At 70.6% G+C, this 21550-nt stretch carries 16 protein-coding genes; 5 read left to right on the forward strand and 11 right to left on the reverse strand.

All coding sequences use genetic code 11. The features are described from left to right. Positions 1 to 7 precede the first annotated feature (7 nt). Positions 8 to 2074 (reverse strand): APC family permease, encoded by a 2067-nt coding sequence (locus tag ABD134_RS05405; RefSeq protein ID WP_344227353.1) that lies wholly within the window; start codon positions 2072 to 2074, stop codon positions 8 to 10. Positions 2075 to 2272: 198 nt separating this feature from the next. On the opposite strand from ABD134_RS05405, the gene ABD134_RS05410 reads away from it, so the two are divergent. Next, complete coding sequence (locus ABD134_RS05410) at positions 2273 to 2992, forward strand: potassium channel family protein (protein ID WP_344227355.1); 720 nt, start codon at positions 2273 to 2275, stop codon at positions 2990 to 2992. Beyond that, positions 2989 to 3705 (forward strand): potassium channel family protein, encoded by a 717-nt coding sequence (locus ABD134_RS05415; RefSeq protein WP_344227356.1) that lies wholly within the window; start codon positions 2989 to 2991, stop codon positions 3703 to 3705. The genes ABD134_RS05410 and ABD134_RS05415 overlap by 4 nt, the downstream gene beginning before the upstream one ends. Before the next feature lie 46 nt (positions 3706 to 3751). Here the strand turns inward: ABD134_RS05415 and ABD134_RS05420 are convergent, their stop codons facing one another. The 4 genes from ABD134_RS05420 to dut all read right to left on the reverse strand — a co-directional run bounded on the left by ABD134_RS05420 (position 3752) and on the right by dut (position 6368). Next, positions 3752 to 4531 (reverse strand): DUF3159 domain-containing protein, encoded by a 780-nt coding sequence (locus tag ABD134_RS05420; RefSeq protein WP_344227357.1) that lies wholly within the window; start codon positions 4529 to 4531, stop codon positions 3752 to 3754. Continuing rightward, positions 4515 to 4883, reverse strand: a complete 369-nt coding sequence (locus tag ABD134_RS05425) for a single stranded DNA-binding domain-containing protein (protein WP_344227358.1) — start codon at positions 4881 to 4883, stop codon at positions 4515 to 4517. The genes ABD134_RS05420 and ABD134_RS05425 overlap by 17 nt, the downstream gene beginning before the upstream one ends. Before the next feature lie 8 nt (positions 4884 to 4891). Continuing rightward, the gene (locus ABD134_RS05430) at positions 4892 to 5713 is read right to left on the reverse strand and encodes a DUF3710 domain-containing protein (protein ID WP_344227359.1); all 822 of its coding nucleotides are present in this window, start codon (positions 5711 to 5713) and stop codon (positions 4892 to 4894) included. 163 nt (positions 5714 to 5876) lie between these two features. Further along, positions 5877 to 6368: a dUTP diphosphatase gene (dut, locus tag ABD134_RS05435; protein WP_344227723.1), complete on the reverse strand. Its 492-nt coding sequence runs from the start codon at positions 6366 to 6368 to the stop codon at positions 5877 to 5879. A gap of 119 nt (positions 6369 to 6487) precedes the next feature. Between dut and ABD134_RS05440 the strand changes: the two genes are divergently transcribed. Continuing rightward, positions 6488 to 7012: a DUF3093 domain-containing protein gene (locus ABD134_RS05440; RefSeq protein WP_344227361.1), complete on the forward strand. Its 525-nt coding sequence runs from the start codon at positions 6488 to 6490 to the stop codon at positions 7010 to 7012. Positions 7013 to 7108: 96 nt separating this feature from the next. Here ABD134_RS05440 and ABD134_RS05445 read toward each other — a convergent pair whose 3' ends face one another. Continuing rightward, entirely contained in the window at positions 7109 to 7408 is a 300-nt protein-coding gene (locus ABD134_RS05445) for a DUF4193 domain-containing protein (protein ID WP_159554876.1), read from the reverse strand. A 326-nt stretch (positions 7409 to 7734) separates the two neighbouring features. Between ABD134_RS05445 and sepH the strand changes: the two genes are divergently transcribed. Continuing rightward, on the forward strand, positions 7735 to 9156 hold the full coding sequence (sepH, locus tag ABD134_RS05450) for a septation protein SepH (protein ID WP_344227363.1): 1422 nt from the start codon (positions 7735 to 7737) through the stop codon (positions 9154 to 9156). Positions 9157 to 9181: 25 nt separating this feature from the next. Here the strand turns inward: sepH and ABD134_RS05455 are convergent, their stop codons facing one another. From ABD134_RS05455 to ABD134_RS05465, 3 genes are read right to left on the reverse strand one after another with little or no spacing between them, the layout of a single operon-like run. Further along, positions 9182 to 10411 (reverse strand): alkaline phosphatase family protein, encoded by a 1230-nt coding sequence (locus ABD134_RS05455; RefSeq protein ID WP_344227365.1) that lies wholly within the window; start codon positions 10409 to 10411, stop codon positions 9182 to 9184. Then, entirely contained in the window at positions 10408 to 11145 is a 738-nt protein-coding gene (locus tag ABD134_RS05460) for a DUF5998 family protein (RefSeq protein ID WP_344227367.1), read from the reverse strand. The genes ABD134_RS05455 and ABD134_RS05460 overlap by 4 nt, the downstream gene beginning before the upstream one ends. A gap of 30 nt (positions 11146 to 11175) precedes the next feature. Next, a complete protein-coding gene (locus tag ABD134_RS05465; protein WP_344227369.1) occupies positions 11176 to 13896 on the reverse strand; it encodes a bifunctional acetate--CoA ligase family protein/GNAT family N-acetyltransferase in 2721 nt (906 codons plus the stop codon). A 95-nt stretch (positions 13897 to 13991) separates the two neighbouring features. Here ABD134_RS05465 and ABD134_RS05470 point away from each other — a divergent pair, with 95 nt between their 5' ends. After that, complete coding sequence (locus tag ABD134_RS05470) at positions 13992 to 16745, forward strand: DNA gyrase/topoisomerase IV subunit A (protein ID WP_344227371.1); 2754 nt, start codon at positions 13992 to 13994, stop codon at positions 16743 to 16745. Here ABD134_RS05470 and cydC read toward each other — a convergent pair. Together cydC and cydB are read right to left on the reverse strand one after the other, a co-directional pair. After that, complete coding sequence (gene cydC, locus ABD134_RS05475; protein WP_344227373.1) at positions 16732 to 20469, reverse strand: thiol reductant ABC exporter subunit CydC; 3738 nt, start codon at positions 20467 to 20469, stop codon at positions 16732 to 16734. The genes ABD134_RS05470 and cydC overlap by 14 nt on opposite strands. Next, positions 20466 to 21485, reverse strand: coding sequence for a cytochrome d ubiquinol oxidase subunit II (cydB, locus tag ABD134_RS05480; RefSeq protein WP_344227724.1), 1020 nt, complete (start codon positions 21483 to 21485; stop codon positions 20466 to 20468). The genes cydC and cydB overlap by 4 nt, the downstream gene beginning before the upstream one ends. Positions 21486 to 21550 lie beyond the last annotated feature (65 nt).

Raw genomic sequence — 21550 nt, forward strand, 5'->3', positions numbered from 1 at the left:
TGAGCAGTCATGGGCGGTCGGCCTGATCGGCCGAGGATCCGTTGCCCTGTACCCCAGACTCTACTGGGCCGGTCCAGGGTCCGGTGGGCGGGAGGGATGTGCCGGTCCGTGGAGAGTTGGCGGCTCCTCGCCGGGTCGTCTCCAGCTGCCACGGCACCGAGGCGACCATGACGCCCGGCTCGTGGTGCAGGCGCGCCTTGATCCGCTTGGTGGTCCGGTTGTGCAGGAGCGCCTGCCAACCACTTCCGACGACGTATTCGGGGATGTAGACGACCACCAGGTCCCGTGGTGAGGTGCGCCGCAGGGCCCGCAGGTGACGGATCAGGGGTTCCGACATCTCCCGGTAGGGCGAGGCCAACACCGTGATCGGCACCGGCAGGCCGAGCCGGTCCCACGCCGCCATCAGCTTGCTGGTGGCCGGCTTGTCCAGGTCCACCACGACGGCTTCCATGCTGGAGGGCCGCGAGGCGCGGGCATAGGCCAGGGCCCGCAGCGTGGGCCGCTGGACGGACATCACCAGGATGACGGCATGGACCCGGGACGGCAGCGCCCGGGCATCCTCGGTCGAGGTCAGGTCGAGCTCAGAGGCCACCGCCTCGTAATGACCCTGGATCCGGGACATCACCAGCACCATCGCCGCGATCGCCAGCAGCGCCACCCAGGCCCCCTGGCCGAACCGGGTCACGAGGACGACCATCGCGACCAGGGCGGTGACCACGAGCCCCACCAGGTTCACCAGCATCCGGGTTCGGACGGCCTGGCGGGCCCGGACTCCGGGCGTGTTCGCGAGGTGACGGCTCCAGTGCCGCACCATTCCCAGCTGACTGACCGTGAAGGACAGGAAGACGCCGATGACGTAGAGCTGGACGAGCAGTGCGGTCTGGGCCTGGAAGACGACCACGAGGGCCAGTGCGGCCAGGGCCAGCAGCACGACGCCGTTGGTGTACCCCAGGCGGTCGCCGCGGGTGAGCAGCTGCCGCGGCAGGTAACCGTCCGCCGCCAGCCGTGAGGCCAGCTCCGGGAAGGACTTGAACGCCGAGTGGCCGGCCAGCACCAACAGCACTGCGACCATCAGGATCAGGGCCCCGGCCAGGATCCCACCGTGGCCCAGGATCGCATTGGCCAACTGGGCCAGCACAGGATTCTGCACATAGTCCTCGGACACCGGGCCACCCCCGACGGCCTGCAGTCCGGCCGGGTCCAGGACGAACACCACCCCGGTGCGGTCCGCCAGGTACATCACCCCGATCGTGGACGCGCCGGCCGTCAGACCCATCGCCAGCATCACGGACCGGGCCAGGCGGACCCTCGGCTTGGCCATGGCTCCCACGTTCGAGGCCGGGACCTCCACCCCGGTGGCGAGCGCCGAGCCGGAGGAGAATGCCCGGAGAACCAGGACCGCCAGCGCCAGGCCGCTCAGCCCCTCAGAGAAGGCGGGATCGGGCACGGGTTCGACCCCGGCCGACGTCGCCGGACCGAGGGTGCCCGTCACGTCCTGGACGAGGCCCGCCACGATCATGCCGAACAGCAGGGCGAGGAAGACGTAGGCGAGTGCGGCGGGCGTCACCCGTCCGCGTCCGGCTCCGCGGATGCTCGCCATGGCCAGGACCACGACGCCGGCCACGGCCACCGCCGTCTCCCCACCTCCCAGCGCGGGGACGGCCGCAGTGAGGTAGTGCGCCATGGCAGCCATGGACACCGCCACCGTGAAGACGAAGTCGAGCATCATGGCGGCGCCCACCGTCAGGCCGGCCCACGGACCGAGGTTGGCCCTTGAGATCGCATAGTCCCCACCTTCGGGGTAGGCCCGGATGGACACCCGGTAGGACACGACGATCAGCAGCATCACCGCCACGACGGCCACACCGATCTCGGGACCCAGGGCCAGTGCAACCGTGCCGCCCAGGGCCAGGGTCAGCAGGATCTCGTCCGGGGCGTAGGCGATGGAGGACCAGGCGTTCGCGGAGAACACGGGCAGGGCGGTGAACCGGCCCAGGGGCCGGCGGTTCAGCCGCTCCGTGTCGTAGGGCCGGCCCACGAGGAGGCGGCGCATGCTGTCCAGGACCCTTGCCACGGGAACTACGGTACCGCGCCCGCCGATCCACGCTGCCCACCCGCCGTGCCTGCGCTCCACGCGGCCGAGGGTCCGGCCGCCACGGCATGCCACGGCCCGGGGTGCGGGCCGAGCGTGGCACACTGGACTCGCAGGCGGTGCCGGCCCTGCCGGGTGCTCGCCCGATACCTCAGGCCGGTGAGTTCAGGAGGGAATCCGATGGCCCACTTCGTGATCATGGGTTGCGGCCGCGTCGGTTCCTCCCTGGCCCTGACGTTGGAGCGGGGCGGCCACACGGTCGCCGTGGTGGACCAGGACGAGCGGGCCTTCCGGCGTCTGGGACGGCACTTCGGCGGACAGCGGGTCACCGGCGTCGGGTTCGACCGGGACGCCCTGACCAAGGCCCGGATCCACGATGCCTACGCCTTCGCCGCGGTCTCCTCCGGGGACAACTCGAATATCATCGCCGCCCGCGTGGCTCGGGAGACCTTCGGCGTGGAACACGTCGTCGCCCGGATCTACGACCCGGGCCGCGCAGAGGTCTACCAGCGGCTCGGCATCCCCACGGTGGCCGCTGTGCGCTGGTCCACGGACCAGGTCCTGCGCCGGATCCTGCCGGACGCGGACTTGACCGGAGACTTCCGGGACGCGTCGGGTCGGATCATCATGACCGAAGTCCGGGTGTCGCCCGCCTGGATCGGGCGTCCCCTGACTGAGCTGGAGGCCGAGGCCGGCCTCCGCGTCGCCTTCGTCACGCGCATGGGCGAGGGCATGGTCCCCACCGGTGGCACGCTCTACCAGCAGGGCGACATCGTGCACGCCGCCATGGCCGTGTCCGGTCAGTCCGAGGCCGAACGGGTTCTGGCGGCCGGTCCACAGACCGGTGCCGACCTGCTGGAGGACCGCCCGGAGGGCAGCGGAAAGGTGGACCGAGCATGAAGGTCGTCATTGCCGGAGCCGGAGCCGTCGGTTCCTCGATCGCCCGTGAACTGCTGACCAACGGCCATGAGGTCCTGCTGGTGGACATCAAACCCGAGGTCGTCGCCCGCTCTGGGCTGCGGGGAGTCAAATGGCTCATGGGGGACGCCTGCGAACTCACGGTCCTGCAGGAATCCCACCTGGAGACGGCAGAGGTCCTGGTGGCTGCCACGGGCGATGACAAGGCCAACCTCGTGGTCTCCCTCCTCGCCAAGTCCGAGTTCGGGGTGGGCCGGACCGTGGCCCGCGTGAACAACCCGAAGAACGACTGGCTCTTCGATGAGGCGTGGGGGGTGGACGTGGCCGTCTCCACGCCGCGCATCATGACCGCCTTGGTGGAGGAGGCCGTGGAGACCGGTGACCTCGTGCGACTGTTGACGCTGAAGTCGGGACAGACCACGCTCGTGGAGTTCACGGTTCCCGCCGGGCATTGGGCCGATGGACGCCGGCTCGGCTCGGTGTCCTGGCCGGAGGACATGTCCGTGGTGTCCATCATCAGGGACACCCGCCCCATCACCCCCAGTGACGACGACGTCATGGAAGCGGGTGACGAACTGTTCTTCCTGGCGACCGAGGAGGCGGAGTCACGGCTGCGGGACGTCCTCGTGCCGGAGGACGAGCGGCAGGCCCGTGGTCAGCGCGAATCGCTGTCCCAGCGCGAGACGCGCGGATAGTGGGCCGAACGAGGGTCGCGAGAGGGTCGAGCGTGGGCGAAGAGGTTCAGGTGCTGGGCTGGTCCGGACGGTCCTCGGACACCGCTTCCGTGTCCTGCCGGGCGGAGACCAGCCAACCGAACCACAGGGCCAGCGCATACAGCGGCAGGCCCATCACGAGCCGTGCGGTGCCCAGAGCCGTCAGCAGGTCGGCGACGTAGAGGGGAACCTGGACGGCCAGCCGGAGGGCGAGGGCGGCCACCAGGATCCAGGTGGCCAGGGCATACCGACGGCGTCGCTGCGGGTCCTGGCGCCAGGCGATCCCCTCGTTGCGGACCAGTCCGAACACCAGCCCCAACAACGGCCAGCCCACGATGACGGAGACGGCCATCGCGGCGATATAAGCCGCATTGGTGAAGAATCCCCAGAGGTAGTAGTCCTTCGCCTCGCCGGTGTTCAGCGCCACCACCACACACAGCACCACGGCGGCCAGACCTGCCAGGGCCTGGATCGGACTCTGCCGCTGAAGAAGGCGGACCACGCTGAAGGCGGCGGCCACCACCACGGCGGCGGTGCCAGCACCCCACAGGTTCTGGGTGGTGATGAAGGCGATCAGGAAGACGGCGGAGGGCAGGACCGATTCCAACAGGCCACGCCACCCACCGACCGTCGCCAGGACATCGATCTCCCCGTCCTCCGTCACGGCGGTGCCGGACCCGACCCTGCGCAGGGCCGCGTCGAGCTGGTCGCGCGGATCGTCCCGCTCCGGGTCGCCGTCGGCAGGGGGTTTGACCTTCGGAGTGTCCTGTGGTGCGAGTGAGCCCGGGGTCTCAGGATCGTGGGTCATGCGGCGCTCCTGCCAACAGTTCGTAACGGGGGTTGAAGACCGTCGGGAGGTCATCGTGCTCCGAGAGGAATCCCTCGATGCGCAGCCAGCGACCGGCATCGATGCCGGGAATCCGGCGCTGCCCGATCCAGACCAGACGCAGCCGCTCGCCGCCGGTGGACACCCTGCCGGGCCGGGGAGCCTCGGTCACCAGGTCGACGGCGAAACGCACCGGTCCGGCCGCAGCCGTCAACCGCACGGCGGCCACCAGGCCCACCCGCTGCACGAGCGCCCCATGCGCTGCACGGCGTGCGGCACCCCGCGCCCCTGCCTGCGGGAGGGTCGGGGGTGCGGGCTCGGCGGAGGCGGACATGGTCGGTGTCAGCGGACTTCCGTCACTTCCGGTCCGCGCTCCGGCGGTCGCTGGCGCGGATCCACGATGGTCGGTGCCTCGGACCGGCCGGTCGGTTTCGGGGAATCTGCCGGTCCGGAAGACCCGGTTCCGTCCGACTCACCGGACTGGCCACCCTGACCCTCCTCGCCCGCCCGGCCAGGCTGACGCACGGGACGCATGTTCTCCGGTGGGGTGAGCGGCAACAATTCCCGCGGCGGGTGGGGATCATCCCCGCGCCGGACCACGATGCGGGAGAACAGCTCGTTGATGGGCCCCACGGCTTCCGCTTTGAAGGCCGCCTCGCCGCCGATCACGCCGCGGAGGAACCATCGGGGGCCATCCACGCCGACGAAGCGGGCCACCCGCCAGCCGGCCGCTCCGTCGGGCATCTTGGCGGGGATCCGGGCGACGACCTCGGTGCCGAACTGACCCTCCTGCTCCCCCACCTGGGCGCCTTCGGTGACGGTGACGGATTCGAGGATCTCGGCACGGATCTCGTTCCAGATGCCACCGGCGCGCGGGGCCGCGAAGGCCTGCACCTGCAGGGAGGACTGGCCCAGTTGCAGGGTCACGCCGATCAGGCGCTTGGTGGTGTCCTCAAGGTCGAGGCGGACCTTCATATCCTTCACCACCGGGATGCGCAGGGACCCCAGGTCAAGGTAGCCGTCCGCGTCGGGGCGGTCGGCGATGTCGAAGGGGCCGGTGGCCTCGACTTCGGGCTCGGTCGTCAGCTGGTCCCGGGGATCCTGGAGTTCCTCTGGAAGGACGACCGTCTCGGTCTTGACGTTCCGGTTACGGCCGAAGATCATGTGCCTGCCTGCCAATCCGTGTCACGTGTAGAAGATGCTGTAGGAGATGCCTGGTTCTTACCTGGCCGGTGCCGCCGTCCGGCCGACCGGACTGGACCGGGCCGGCCGTCCGTGCTGGGAGGGCCAGTCCAGCTTAGGTCAGTGCGGCGGTGCGGCAGAACCGTCACGCCCCGGGTACCGGGGCCTCCGTACCGAATCCGCCGGTCGAGCCGAACCCTGCGGCACCGCGGTCCGAGGGCGGCAGTTGATCCACGAGCACGAACTGTCCCTGGGCCACCCTCTGGATGACCAACTGGGCGATCCGGTCCCCCCGCCGGAGCCGGATCGCCTCGGTCCGGTCCGTATTCAGCAGCGGCACCTTGATCTCACCCCGGTACCCGGCGTCGATGGTCCCGGGCGCGTTGACGAGGCTGAGCCCCTGGCGCACGGCCAGTCCGGACCGCGGGTGCACGAGGCCCACAAAGCCCACGGGCAGCGCCAGTGCGACGCCGGTCGGCACCAGGGCGCGTGCGCCCGGTTCCAGCACCACGTCCTCGGTGGTCCGCAGGTCCGCACCGGCGTCACCCGGAAGAGCGTACGCCGGGGGCTCGATGCCGTCGTCGAGCATGGTCAGGGCGATCGTGGGCCGCTCCACGGCACCGTCAACGGAAGGCATATCGAGGGACTCTGCTGGCTGATTCACGCGGCCACTGTACCGGAGAACCCCGGTCCACCCGGTTGCGGATCAACGACGCCGATTCACCTTGCCACGCGAAACGTGGGATTCTAGAAGGCATGCACGAATCCTCCTCGGTCCCTGCGGAACAGCCCGGTCTTCCACCCACCCCGGAGGCGCCCGACCGGGTCCTCTACCACGAGAGACTGAGTCCGTCCCTGTGGATCTGGTTGATGGCCCTGATGATCTCAGGCCTGTCCATTCTGGTCTTCGTACCGATCGGACTGGAGATCGGCCTGGGAGCCGCCGTGGTGGTCTTCGCGATCATCGCGATCCTGCTGACACTCTCCACACCCAGGATCCAGGTCACGGAACGGTCACTGCAGGTCGGCCGGGCCAGAATCGAGCGCCGCCACGTCGGCGCTGTGACCGGGTACCGCGGAGACGATGCGACCCACCAGCGAGGCCCGGCCCTGCACGGCCTGGCCTTCATGTGCATCCGCGGCTGGATTGACCCAGTGGTCCGCATCCAGATCGAGGACCAGCGGGACCGGACCCCGTACTGGCTGACCAGCACGAGGAACCCGGAGCAACTCGTCGAGGTCCTGGGCGGCGCCATGGCCCGCGAGGTCGAATCCGACTGAACCGATTGGAACCGAGAACACCACAGGCCGGCCAGGAGAACCTGGCCGGCCTGTGTGGTGTCCGGCTGGAACACAGCCCCTGGGAGAGCCTCTGACTCAGCCCTCGCAGTCCTTGCAGAACAGCAGGCCGTCCTTCTCTTTGGCGACCTGGGAGCGGTGGCGCACGAGGAAACAGGAGGCGCAGGTGAACTCGTCGGCCTGGGCGGGAAGCACCCGGACCATCAGTTCTTCGCCGGAGAGGTCGGCTCCGGGCAGCTCGAAGCCTTCCGCGGCCTCAGCCTCATCCTCGTCCACCACAGCGGACTGCGTATCCGTGCGGCGGTTCTTCAGTTCCTCGATGGAACTCTCGTTCAGCTCATCTTCGTTCTTGCGTGGCGCGTCGTAATCGGTGGCCATAAGGGGTGTATTCACGCTCCGCTGCTGTGGCCGGCGATGACCGACCGTGGGTGGGATGTTGCGACAAGGTCACCGGATCCCCCGGGGATGGCTGGGGAAACCGGCCGCGAGAAACCGGGGGCAAAAGGCCCTCAGGGCCTTGGCTTCAGTCTGCGCGTCGTGGAGATTGTTCCCCACGTCTGCGGAAAAACCAAATCGCTGAGAGCGGACACGCACCGGCTGCTTTCCACGGATCCGCGCCACACCGGACCGGCGTGGTGCATGCCCCGGCGAATCGTGGCAAAGTCGGTGGGAGAATGTGGGTAGACCGACCGTGGAGGACAAACATGCAGGAACTCCGTCTCGTTGGTGTCCAGGAGGATGGCGGACACCTGCTGTTGAGCAACGAGGCCGGCGAGGAGTTCTCCCTGCCGGTGACCGAGGCCCTGCGATCCGCAGCGACCCGCCCCATCGGCCGGCCCTCCGCCCGCGCCGCCGATGCTGCAGCCGGCGTGATGACGCCCCGTGACATCCAAGCCCGCATCCGCGCCGGTGCCACCGCCGAAGAGGTCTCCGCCGAGTCCGGCGTGGACCTTGAACGGGTCCGGAAGTACGAGGGCCCGGTCCTGGCCGAACGTGACTGGATCGCCCACCTGGCCCGCCAGGTCGAGGTCGCGGCACCGCAGACCGGACACGACCTGTACCGCAGCACCTTCGGAGAGGAGCCCGCCCTCCTGGGTGACATGGTCCGCCACCGTCTGACGTCCCTCGGCATGGATCCGGCCACTGCCCAGTGGGACGCCTGGCGTAACCCCGAGGGCTCCTGGACCATCAGTCTCCACTTCTCCACGGACGGACACGACGGGTCTGCTTCCGCGATCGGAGACCAGTCGCCCGCCCTGTGGACCTATCGCCAATCCAGCCAGCACCTCGACAACCAGAACCGCTGGGCCCAGGTCCTGTCCGAACTGGACCCTCTGGACGGGCTGTTCGGGGGCCGCCGGCTCTCCGCCGTGGGCGACCGGCCGTTCAACGTGGAAGAGGACGAGACCCCTGCGCCGCCCACCTCCACAACGTCCGCCGTGGCCCGTCCGGCGGTTGACCACGATTCGCAGGACGAGTTGCTGGACGTGCTGCGGGCGCGCCGCGGTCAACGCCTCGGCGTGGACGAGGACGGCGACGACGAGCTGGCCCTCATGCTCACCCGTGACGAGCAGTCCTCCGCAGGAGCCCCTCGGCCCCGACTGACCGTGGCTTCCGTCCCCTTTGGCCCGGAAGACGAGGCTGACGACGACGGCGGCACTGCTGAGGACGCGGGAGGGGACACCGCGCACGAGACAGAGACCAGCAACAGTCGCTGGGATCGTCGGTTCGGCCGCACGGCACCGGCTGGCAGCGCTGACCACGACGCCTGGGCGATCGCGGAGGACGATGCCGACGACACCATCGACGGTGGACTCGGCGGCAGCGACGATGACGCGGACGGCGGAGCCAGCGAGGACGGCAGGCCCGCCGATACGGCCATCGGCGGTCACCGGACAGGTGAAGAGCCCGACGTCCCCGAGGTACATCCGGACCAGACTGCCCTGGACTTCAGTGCCGACGGGTCGCCGCGGCCCCGGAACGATGAGGACGGACCCGCCACGGCCGCCGGGGACAAGGGCCGGGCGCCAGTGCGCAAGCACGGGACCCGGAATGCGGGGACCAAGTCGAAACGTCCCTCGGTGCCCAGCTGGGACGAGATCGTCTTCGGCCGCAAGGGCGACTGACCACTCCCCTGCCGTAGCCCCGTGGTCAGCGCCGGGGGCGGTGCATCATCAGGAGCGGCACCTCCCGTTCCGCCCGCGTCGGTGCACCGTGATGGCCGACCATCTCGAAGGCCGCCGGCGCCACCCTCCGGCCGTCATACAGGGCGACCGGCCCGTGGGCGGCCACCAGGAGGTCGCCGATGCGCGGTGCCACCCGCGTGTCCACCGCCCCGAACCACCCGGCCCGGACGGCTTCCTCTCGTGTCAGGATCCACGCCTGGTCGGCGAAGGCGTCCTGCCACGCTGTCACCGTCGACTCGCGCACGGTCTCCGAGGCGTCCGCCTCGAAATGCACCTGGACGAAGCGGGGCTCCCCCGCCGTGTGCCGGACACCGTCCACCAGGGCCGGCAGGTCGGCGTAGTCGATCCTGCCGGCCTCGGGCACGTCCACCATTCCATGGTCTCCCGTGAGCATGAGCAGCGTGTCCCGCGGCACGGCGGCGCTGAGGCGACGGGCGGCGGCGTCGATCTCCTCGAGGGCGTAGAGCCACTGCTCGGAACCCGTTCCGTGCTGGTGACCGGCCTTGTCCAGTTCGTTGAGGTAGAGGTACAGGAGCACCGGGCCGGTGGCCGCGTGCAGTTCCTCCTTGGCCTTCTGGAAGCGGGCCTGCAGGGTCTTCGCGCCGACGAACCGTGAGCCCCGCAGGGACGCCTCCGTCAGAGCCGAGCCCTCGAACGCCGGCAGGGAGACGGTCACGGCATCCACGCCGGGATCGTCGAAGGCCGAGGTCCTCCGGCCGATGTCACCGGTGCCGCCGGCTGACACCGGCCGCGTGGCGGCAAGGCGCTCGAACACCGTGGGATGCGGCTGCCAGGTGCGAGGATCGGTCAGCGGGTCCCAGCCGCCGAGCTGGTTGATGACCGTGTCCCGCTCCGGGTCGAGGACGTCGTAGCCGACCAGGCCGTGAAGGCCCGGCTCCAGACCTGTGCCGAGGCTCGAGAGGGAGGCGGCCGTCGTCGTGGGGAAGGCGACCTGCAGGGTGGCGGCATCCCGCTCCAGGACTGACCGGAGGAAGGGGGCGTGGCCGGCGTACCGCTTCAGCAGCGCCTTGCCGAGACCGTCCACCATGACGACGACGGCGCGCCGGGTCCGCGGCAGCTGCAGAGAGTTGGTGAAGCCGTCGGCGCCGAGGGCCGCCGCGGCGGAGGTGAGGACCCCGGAGAGGGATCTGCCGGCAAAGGGAGGACCTGCGGGCAGCGGTGGTGCTGACGTCACCAGCCGGCCCGGGCCCCGGAGTCGTCCGTGGTCGCCCGGCGCAGTTCTCCATAGAACGCCAGTGCCTGGTCGACGGCCTGCTGACCTTCGGCCTCCGCGGCGACCCGCAGCACGAGGTCCTCGCGCGTGGAGGTGCCGGTGTACCCGTGGTCGGCCTCGCACTCGGGGTCGCCGCAGGCGGCTGGTGCCAGGTCGATTCGCTGGCCGCCGGCCCAGGTCACGGACAGGGTGACCTCGGCGATGGGGTCGCCGCGGCGGAAGTTCTGCGGCTGGGGGTGCATGGTGGTGGCCACCACGGAGTCGATTTGGCGCACGGAGATCACCTCGGTGGAGACCTGGGCCATGATCTGCTGGCCCGCGTCGTCCATCGCGTGGTCGTCCAGGTGCAGGGCCGCCACGATGTCCCCTGCGAGCGCCAGCACGGTGATGTGGCGGTGGATCTCGTCATAGTCGAAGTGTGTGTCCACGTGGACCAGATGGCTCGAGACCTCCCGTCCGTCCAGGACGGAGTCCAGGACGGAGTCCAGGACGTCCGCCACGAGCTCCGGGTAGAATCCGGCGCGCTCGATGTCCGCCCCGAGGCTGGGCATCGAGGCCCCCGACCTCTCGGCCGGCGGTGCGGGCCGGTGCTGCGGAGCATTCGAGTCGGCTCCGGACCCGGTGTTGGAGTTCCCCGAGGAGTGATGCCCGGAGGGTTGCTGGCCCGGTCCCGGGTTCCTGCGCAGTGGAGTCATGGTGTCCATGCTATCGGCAGGGCCAGCGGGTCAATCCCGCATGGCTCGGCGTGCGGAGTCGGTCCGCTGGGCGGCGTTGGCCACGTCGATGTCCGCGGAGAGGACCGTGACGCCCCGGGCCGAGGCCAGTACCGGGTTGAACCGAATCCGGGCCACCTGTGGGTGATCGTCCTTCAGGGCGGCCACCCGGGCCAGCAGGTCCTGCAGGGCCTCCGTGTCCACGGCGGGCAGCCCCCCATAGCCGAAGAGCTTGGCGGCGGCCCGTGGCGCGCGGATCATCCGGTCCAGATCCTGGTTGGTGAGCGGTGGCACCCGGTGGACCCAGTCGTCCAGCAGGTCCACGGCGTCCCCGGCGATGCCGAAGGAGACCACCGGCCCCAGGAGCGGGTCCTCGAGGGCGGTGATGGTGCACGCCTGCCCGGAGGGGGCCATCGACTGCACCTCGAGGCCGGGGCTGCCGAAGGGCTCCAGGACCTGGCGCATCTGGGCCACGTTGCGCCGTAGTGATTCCGCGTCCACGATGTTGAGCCGCACCCCGCCGAGGTCCAGCCGGTGCCGCAGGTAGGAGTCCACGGCTTTGACCGCAACGGGCCAGCCCAGATCGTCGGCCGCCCGGACTGCCTCGTCCTCAGTGGTGAAGCGGGCCGCCGGCAGGACCGGGATGCCGTAGCACCCGAGCAGTTCTCCGGCCTCCTCCGCCGTGAGGCGGACCAGATCGGTGCCATGGGCACGCGAGGCCCAGCCTTCGATGAGTTCCTCCGCACGGTTGCGGTCGACTCCCTCGGGCTCCACAGGAACCCCGGCCTCTGCCTCCCGCCAGGCGCTGTACCAGACGAGGCGTGACAGGGCGTGGGCGGCCTGCTCGGGCGAGGAGAAGACCGGGACTCCGCGCTGCAGCCCGTCCTCGGTGGACGGGCCGGAGCCGCGCAGACTGGCTGATCGGTAGGTGAGGTCCAGGACACCGGTGAGCGAGGCCAGGACCGTGACAGACGTTCCGCGCGAGGCCTCCTCAACCGCGGCGGCCAGCCGGTCGGCGTCGCCCACCTCCTGCTGCATGCCCGCCTGGGTGACGACCAGGAGGGCATCCACCTCGCCGGTGGCAATGGCCTCTGACACGGCGCGGCCCACCGCTCGCACTGCCTCGTCCACCACATGTGCGGCATCCAGGTTGGGGACGTGGACCGTGCTCGCCACGGTCAGCCCGTGGTGTTCCACGTAGTCCATCGCCACCCGGTTCAGGGCCAGGGAATTGCCGACCACGCCCACGCGGGGACCCGTCGGCAGCGGCTGACTGGCCACAGTCTGCATCAGGTCCATCAGATCGTCATGGTTCTCGACCTGGATGACGCCGGTCTGCTCCAGCATGGAGTCAACGGCTCCGGTGGGCGCCTGCGTGGTGCGCGTCCCGTGACCGGGGGGCAGGCGCCGGCCCATGACATCGGAGCGCGCCACCACCACCGGCTTGGACCGGGACAGGCGCCGGGCGATGCGGGAGAACTTGCGGGGATTGCCGAAGGACTCGAGGTAGACGCCCACGGCACCGGTGGCCGGATCGTCCTCGAAATACTGCATGGCGTCGTTGCCGGAGACGTCAGCGCGGTTGCCCGCGGAGAGCATCGAGGAAAGCCCGATGCCCCGGCGGTGGGCCGCGGCGAAGAGGGTCACGCCGATGACCGCGGACTGGGAGAACAGCCCCACGGGTCCGCGCACGGGCAGGAACGGGGACACGGACGCGTTCAGGGAGACCTCGGGCGCGGTGTTGATCAGGCCTGCGGAGGCCGGACCGATCACGCGCATGCCGTTGGCCCGGGCCTGGCGGACGAGGGCGCGCTGGCGCACCAGGCCCTCCCGGCCGGCGTCGGCGTATCCGGTGGTGACCACGAGCAGGCCCTTGACACCGTGGCGGGCGCAGTCCTGCACCACGGCGGGGACCTCGGCCTCCGGGACGGCGATGACGGCGAGGTCCACGGGGCCGGGGACCTCCGCCAGGGAGGCGCGGGAGATCATCCCGGCCACCTCCAGCGCCTCGGGGTTGATGCCGTAGACCGGCCCCGTGTACCCGCCCTCGATGATGTTCTGCAGCAGGGCGAAGCCCACGGATCCCCACTGGCGGCTGGCGCCGATCACGGCCACGGCCTCGGGCGCGAGCAGCTCCGCCACGGACCGGGCCTCGGCGCGGTGTTCACGGGATTCCATGACGGCGCGCGACTTGGCGGTGGGGTCGATCGAGAAGGCGACGGCGACCACACCGTCGTCGAAGTGCCGGGAGACCTCGAACCCGGTGTCCTGGAAGACGGAGAGCATCTTGCGGTTCTCCGGCAGAACCTCCGCGGTGAACCGGCGGATACCGTTCTCGCGGGCAGCCACGGCCAGGTGCTCCATCAGGATCGAGCCGATGCCCTTGCCCTGGGAGGCATCCGAGATGTTGAAGGCGACCTCGGCCTCGAGGGGGTCATCCAGCCGGTCGTAGCGGCCGACGCCCAGGATCTCCTCGCCCCGCAACACCACGAACGCAACCCGGTCCCGGTAGTCCACGTGGGTGAAGCGCTCCAGTTCCTTGCGGGACAGGGAGGACTTGAAGGTGAAGAATCGCAGGTAGATGGAGCTCTGGGACTGCCCCTCGTGCATCCGGGCCAGCCCCGAGGCGTCCTCGGGCCGCACCGGGCGCAGATGTGCCGTGGTGCCGTCCCGCAAGACGACATCGGCTTCCCAGTAGGCCGGATATTCGGGGGTTTTCGGCTTCTCACCCATAGGATCACAGTAGACAATTCCCGCCCCTCGCGCTGGCGCGTTCCCGCGGCAGGGCCGCGACCGACCGGCGATCGACAAGGACTTCAGAGCACCCCATGGCCCGTACCCCCAAGAAGAATTCCGCCCCGGCCGCCCAGGCGATCCCGCTGGAGCAGGAGAACATCGTGGACATCGACGTCTCCTCGGAGATGGAGACCTCGTTCCTCGAGTACGCGTATTCGGTGATCTACTCCCGTGCCCTGCCGGACGCCCGTGACGGCATGAAGCCGGTGCAGCGGCGGATCCTGTACATGATGAGCCAGATGGGGCTGCGCCCGGACAAAGGCCATGTGAAGTCCGCCCGCGTGGTCGGCGAGGTCATGGGCAAACTGCACCCGCACGGTGACACGGCGATCTATGACGCCATGGTGCGCCTGGCCCAGCCGTTCTCCCAGCGCCTGCCGCTGGTAGACGGGCACGGCAACTTCGGCTCCCTCGACGACGGCCCCGCCGCCCCGCGCTACACCGAGGCCCGGCTCGCCCCGGCCGCCCTGGCCATGACGACCTCGCTGGACGAGGACGTGGTGGACTTCGTGCCGAACTATGACAACCAGTTCCTGCAGCCCGCCGTGCTGCCCGCCGCGTTCCCCAACCTGCTCGTCAATGGTGCATCCGGTATCGCGGTCGGCATGGCCACCAACATGGCCCCGCACAACCTGCGCGAGGTGATCGCCGCGGCCCGCCACCTGCTCGCCCACCCGGAGGCGACCCTGGCGGACCTCATGGAGCACGTCCCCGGGCCCGATCTGCCCTCGGGCGGCCGCATCGTCGGCCTGGACGGTGTCCGGGACGCCTACGCGTCCGGGCGCGGATCCTTCAAAATGCGCGCCAAGGTCGCCGTCGAGCAGGTGACCGCCCGCAAGACGGGACTGGTGGTCACCGAGCTGCCCTACGGCGTCGGCCCGGAGAAGGTGATCGAGAAGATCAAGGACGCCGTCAATGCGAAGAAGCTCACGGGCATCGCGGACGTCCTGGACCTGACAGACCGCAAGAACGGCCTCAAGCTCGTCATCGAGCTCAAGAGCGGTTTCAATCCGCAGGGCGTCCTGGCCCAGCTGTACAAGACGACTCCGCTGGAGGAGTCCTTCGGCATCAACAACGTGGCGCTCGTGGACGGCCAGCCGCGCACCCTCGGCCTGCAGGAGTTGCTGCGGGTGTACGTGGACCACCGGATCGACGTGGTCCGCCGGCGCAGCGCCTACCGCCTGGGACGCAAGCAGGATCGCCTTCACCTGGTGGAGGGTCTGCTGCTGGCCCTGGTGGACATCGACGAGGTCATCCAGATCATTCGCACCTCGGATGACACGGCGGCGGCCCGGTCCCGGCTGATGGGCGTCTTCGACCTGACCGAGATCCAGGCCAACCACATCCTCGAGCTGCGCCTGCGCCAGCTGACGAAGTACTCCCGGCTCGACCTCGAGGCCGAGCAGGACGAACTGCGGACGGCGATCGCCGAGCTCGAGGCCATCCTCGCCTCGGAGCAGAAACTGCGCGACCTCGTCTCCGATGAACTGGCAGACGTGGCCGAGGAGCACGGCGACGACCGCCGCACGGTGCTGCTGGAATCCGAGAACCTCGCTCCCGTCAGCGCCACTGCCGGGGCCAGCCCTGCGGCCGGTGCCGGCGCGTCCGCCCGGGCCGACTTAACCGGTGGCGGGCTCATGGTCCCGGACACCCCCTGCTGGGTGGTGCTCAGCACGGCCGGCCAGTTGGCCCGTACCGCCGACGACACCCCGTTGGCCACGGGCGGGCGCCGCCAGCGCCATGATGCGTACCGCTCAGTGGTCCCGGCGACGGCGCGCGGCGAGATCGGCGCCCTCACCTCCTCCGGGCGCATCCAGCGCGTGCAGGTCGTGGACATCCCGGCCCTGACGGAGCCCTCCCCCACGCCGAACCTCACCGCAGGGGTGAAGGTGAAGGACTTCCTCACCCTGCAGCGCGGCGAATCGCTCGTGGCCCTGGTTCCCCTGAACACCGTGCTGGCCCTGGGCACCCAGAACGGCATCGTCAAGCGCGTCAACCCCGAGTGGCCGCTGAACCGCGACGACTTCGACGCCATCGCACTCAAGGGAAACGACGTGGTCGTCGGTGCCGGCACCGCCCGCGATGAGGACCAGCTGGTCTTCATCACTCGCAAGGGCCAGCTGCTGCGCTATGCCGCATCGATGGTGCGGCCGCAGGGCCGTACCGCCGGGGGCATGGCCGGCATCAAGGTGGCTGCGGACGATGCCGTGATCGACTTCTCCGCCGTCCCGGCCGACACCGTCGGCGAGGATGCGCAGGAGGGCCACCGGGCCGTCGTCGTGACGGTGGCGACGGGTGAGGACACGTTGCCCGGCACCGTTCCGGGATCCGTGAAGAGAACCCCGCTGGACGAGTTCCCGGCGAAGGGCCGCGCCACCGGCGGCGTCCGCGCCCACCGGTTGCTCAAGGGCGAGACACTGCTGTCCCTGGCGTGGGCCGGGGCCGAGCCCGTACTCGGGGCCTCCGCCCAGGGTGTGGCCCGTGCGCTGCCAGCCGAGTTCGGCCCCCGAGACGGCTCCGGACTGGCCATGGACCAGCTCATCGAGGCTCTCGGTGCCGGAGCCTCTCCGGTCGCCTCCGCCCCGGCCTCCGTGCCTGGTGCCGCTGCCGGCGAAGCGACCGCCGCTGCTCAGCCCGGAAGCGGCTCTCCGGCGGACACCGCGGAACCATCCCTGTTCGAAGAGACCCTCTTCGGCGAGACCGAGGGCCGCGGCGGCCTGGCCGAGGCTCCGACGGACATCGATCCCTTCGCGGCCGGCTCCGATGCGGTGATCACCGGGGACTGACCACTCCGGCTCCGTCCAACTCCAGGTGCACCTGACCGGAGCCGGCAAACCGGCGGTCATGGGTCACCATCACCGCCGTGCGGTCCGCCAGGGCCGCGCGCACGTCCGCCACCAGGTCGGCCGCCTCGTCGGCCCCCAGATGGGCTGTCGGTTCGTCCAGGAGCACGACGTCGGCACGGGCCATCAAGGCCCGTGCGACGGCCACCCGCTGGCGCTGGCCACCGGAAAGGAAGTGTCCGGAGGGCCCGACCCTCGTGTCCAGGCCGCTCGGGGTGGCGCCCAGCCAGTCCCCCAGGCCCACGAGTTCCAGGACTGAGATGAGCTCACCGTCCGAGGGACGATCCTCCGGATTTCGGGCCAGATTCAGGTTGGAGCGCAGCGTGGAATCGAACAGGTACGCGTCCTGCGGACACCAGGCCACGGCACTCAGGACGGCGTCTGGCGAGCTCACCGGTCCACCGGCGGTCTCCAGGGCGTACCGGCCCCGCCGGGGCCGCAGGAAGCCGAGCAGGACCGCCAGCAGGGTCGACTTTCCGGACCCCGAGGGTCCGGTGACGACCGCGAGTTGACCACGGCGGACCGCCAGGTCCAGGTTCTGGAACACGTCCGCCCCCGCCCCGGGGTATCGCACGGCGGCTGCCGAGAGCACGATCCCGGTGACGGCAATGGGATCGGCCACTGGGTCGGCCCCGAGGTCGGTGACGGACCCGGCGTCGGGTGTGGTGACACTCCCCGGGGCGGTGCCCGAGTCGTTTCCCGCTGTGAGCAGAGGTGCGGTCTTGGCCAGCTGCCGGGACAGGATCGCCGCCTCCTGGCAGGCGGTGCTGTACAGGCCCAGGGGCTCGGCCAGGGCCAGCAGCAGGAACACGACCATGGCGGTGACGGGTGCGGTCACGCCGTTCTGGACGCACAGCACCAGGGTCTGCACCGCCGCCCAGCCGGAGAGCAGGGAAGCGAGGGCCTGCCCGAGTCCGGCGGCCGCCGCATTGCGCTTCAGGGGACGGTCCGCGGCGCGGTCGTCGGCCCCGAATCGGTCCGCTGCGAGTGCCGCCGCGCCGTTGCCAGCCAGGTCCGGAGCCGCCGCGAACAGGGTGGTGGTGCGCTGCAGCAGTCCGGTCCGGTGGTCCGTCAGGGCGCGGGTGGTCTGCCGATCGGCCAGCCCCACCACGAGCGGCACCAGTACCAGGCCGGCCAGCCCGGCGACCACCGCAGGCCACCAGGCCGCCGGTGCCATCAGGACCACAATGAGGACGGTGATCAGCCAACTGATGATGGCGGCCGGAACCGGGACGATCACGCGCGGCATCGCATCGCGCAGCTCGTCCACGTCCGCCACCAGCACGGACAGCGCCCCGCCGGAACGGGTCAGCCGGCCCCACTGGGCCGCCTGCGTGCCGAGCGCGTCCCACAGCCGCAGCCGGATCCGGTTCGCCCAGGCGAGCACCGCGTCATGGGTGTCCAGCCGTTCGAGGTAGCGGAACAGGGCTCGGCCGATGCCGAAGAACCGCACCAACACGATCACCGAGAGCAGGTGGAGCACGGGAGGCTGATAGGCCGCCTGCACGATCAGCCACCCGGAGAGGGCGGACAGCAGCGCCGCGGCCAGCGTGGCTGCCGTCGCCCAGGCCACGCCGGAGATGAACGTCCGCTCCGTGAGCGGCAGGAGCCGGAGCCAGCCGCTCCAGCGTCGCCAGCGTTGCCAGGTTCGGACGTCGCCCCGGGGGCCGGCGTTGGCCGCGACCGGCGTCTCAGGAACTACGGCGGTGATGGTGGAAGCGCCGCCGTCGTCTGCAGTCGGCGTCGCGCACGAGGCCACGACCCGTGGCGGCTGCTGCTGATGCGGCTGCAGCTGCGGCTCCGGCGAAGCCGGGGGCCTCTGTGGTCCCCCCGTCGGCGTCCCGATGACCTTGTCCGCGAGCGCCTGCAGGTCTCGGTCATGCGAAGCCACCAGCAGGATGGCCTCCACGGCACGGCCGTCCGGGAGGTGCCCGGATCGTAGTGCGGCCAGGACGGCGCGGATCCGCTGGGCGTTCCCGGTGTCGAGGTGGGCCGTCGGCTCATCCAGGACGATCAGCCAGGCGGCGGGGTCCGCTGCCGGATCCGCCATCAGGCGGACCAGCACGCGGGCCAGGCCGAGCCTCCGTCGTTCCCCGGGGCTGAGCTCGTCCGGGTGGCGGGGTGCGAAGCCGTCGAGGCCGCAGGCGGCCAGCGCCTCGGCCACCAGAAGGCCTGCGTCGCCGCCCCGGCCCGAGGCGCCGTCCGGACCAGCGGACGCCGCGGCGTACAACTCCAGCTCTGCGCCGGCCGTCGGTTCGCTGAACGCAGGGTGCTGGCCGAGCCAGGCCACGCGCCGGCCGCCCAGCCCCGCGGCCGTGCCGCTGAACTCGGCCCCACCGCCCCGCAGCACTCCGGCGAGGGCGGACAGGGCCGTCGTCTTGCCCGTCCCGCTGGGTCCGCCGAGGACGGTCAGTTCACCGGGGGCCAGGTCGAGGTCCAGATGCCCGACGACGGCCGGGAATGTCCCGCCGTCGGGGTCCCGGTAGGCGATGCGCAGGCTGCGGAGTACCAGCCGGTCGTCGCCCGCGTGGGCCGACGGCTCTGTGGCCGGGCCCGCGCCCTGACTGGTGGCCGGTTCTACGACCGGCTCTCCGGCCGGCACGACGTCCGTGCCGAGGACGCCCGAGAGCGAGGCCGGGACGGGACGATCGAGGTCGGCGCGGGCGCGGCGAAGGGCCTCCACCCCATCCTCGGAGGCGTGGTGGGCGGCGCCGATGTCCCGGAACGGCAGGTAGACCTCGGGGGCAAGGGTGAGCACGAGCAGCCCGGTGTAGAGGCCGAGCTCCCCGTAGACGAGCCGCACGCCGATGAAGACGGCGACCACGGCCACGGACAGGGTGCTGATCAGCTCGAGGGCGAAGCCGGACATGAAGGCCGTCTTCAGGGTGGTCATGGTGGTGTCCCGGTAGCGGTCCGAGACCCCCGCCAGCGCCTGACGCTGCGTGCCGGCCCGGCGCAGTCCGACCAGGACGGGCAGTCCCCGCGCCAGTTCCAGCACGTGGTGGGACAGCCGGTCAAGTCCCTCTGCGGCCTGCTGGACACGGTCCTCGGTGTGCCGCCCGATCAGGACCATGAACACGGGGATGAGCGGGATCGTCAACACCAGCACCAGGGCCGAGACCCAGTCGTGGGTGAGGATCCACACCCCGAGCACGAACGGCATGACCGCGGCGGTCAGCAGTGCGGGCAAGTACTGGGTGAAGTACTTGTCGAGCCCGTCCAGGCCGGAGGACGCGAGCACGGAGTCCCCCCCTGCCCGGTCCGCCCCGGCCCCGGCGGACACCAGGCGGTGGGCGACCGTCCGGTGGCGCAGCTCCTCCTTGGCGCCCAGGGCTGCGCGCCGGGAGAAGACCTGTTGTCCCCACGTGGCGGCGGCCCGGGCGAGGACACCGGCCAGGCCAAGGGTCATGACCTGGGCGAGGGTTGCGCCGGCTGCATCCGAGAGCAGCCCGTGGGCGAGCGGGTCGTAGGACGCCGGGTCCGGTGCGAAGAGCAGGCCGAGGAGGTCGCTGCTCTCCGGCGCGGGCAGGCGCTCGGCCAGCCAGGTGATGCCCCGGGCCAGGGCAGTGGCGAGCAGGATCCAGCCGGCGGCCTTGACGCCGGCGAGCAGGGCCAGCAGTGCCAGGGCCGCCCGGCCGGTCCGGGAGGTGGGCAGTTCGGGTCTCACACCGGTGTCACCACGTGCGACTCCGGGATGTGCGTCTCGTGCAACCGCTGCCGGAAGACCCAGTACACGAAGGCCGAGTAGGCCAGGATGATCGGCACCATGATCACGGCGACCCAGGCCATGAAGGTCAGCGTGTACTCCGAGGAGGAGGAGTTCATGGCTGTCAGACTGAAAGCCGGATCGATGGTGGAGGGCAGCACCACGGGGAACACCGCCAGGAAGATGCCCGCGGCGCCGGCCAGCAGGGAGGCGCCCAGGGCGATGAAGGTCCAGCCCTCGCGGCGGAGCCCCGCCGCCATCAGGGCTCCCAGGGCGCTGGCCAGGGCCAGGGCCAGCAGGACCCACGGGATGAGGCTGTTCTGGCGTGAGACCACCACGACGCCCCACGCCCCCATCGGCAGCAGGTAGAGGGGCAGCCAACGGGTGAGGTGACGGTGCGCCGCCTCCCGCGGGGCGCCGTCGGTCTTCAGGCCGAGATAGGCCCAGCCCATGGCCAGCGAGAACCCGACGACGGCCAGGCCACCGAGCACCCCCTCCCAGGACAGCCAGGCGAACGGCCCGCCCATGCGGTCCCCGTTGGCGTTCAGCGGCAGGCCCGTGGTGGACACGGCCAGCATCAGACCGATGCTGAAGGCCGCCACGGCCGAGCCGCCGGCCATGCACCGGTCCCACCGGTCACGGGTCCGGGCGGTCAGGGCCTTGCCGCGGTACTCGATGGAGACGGCCCGGAGGATCAGTGCCAGCAGGGTGATCGTCAGCGGGATGTAGAGGCCGGCGAACAGGGCGGCGTACCAGAGCGGGAAGGCGGCGAACATGGCACCCGCCGCGGTGACCAGCCAGACCTCATTGCCGTCCCAGACGGGGCCGATGGTGTTGAGGATGACGCGGCGCTGGCTCTCGTTGCGGGCCCAGCCCCTCATCAGCATGCCGACGCCGAGGTCGAAGCCGTCGAGGATGAGGTAGCCCACCCAGAGCACGGCGACCAGGATGAACCAGAAGGTGGGAAGGAACTCGATCGATTCCATGACGGTCTACCTCTCGGGAGTCTCGGGGATCTCGGGGATCTGAACGGTCGGAGCTT

This window comes from Citricoccus alkalitolerans (assembly GCF_039528175.1).
In the GTDB taxonomy this organism is placed as follows: domain Bacteria; phylum Actinomycetota; class Actinomycetes; order Actinomycetales; family Micrococcaceae; genus Citricoccus; species Citricoccus alkalitolerans.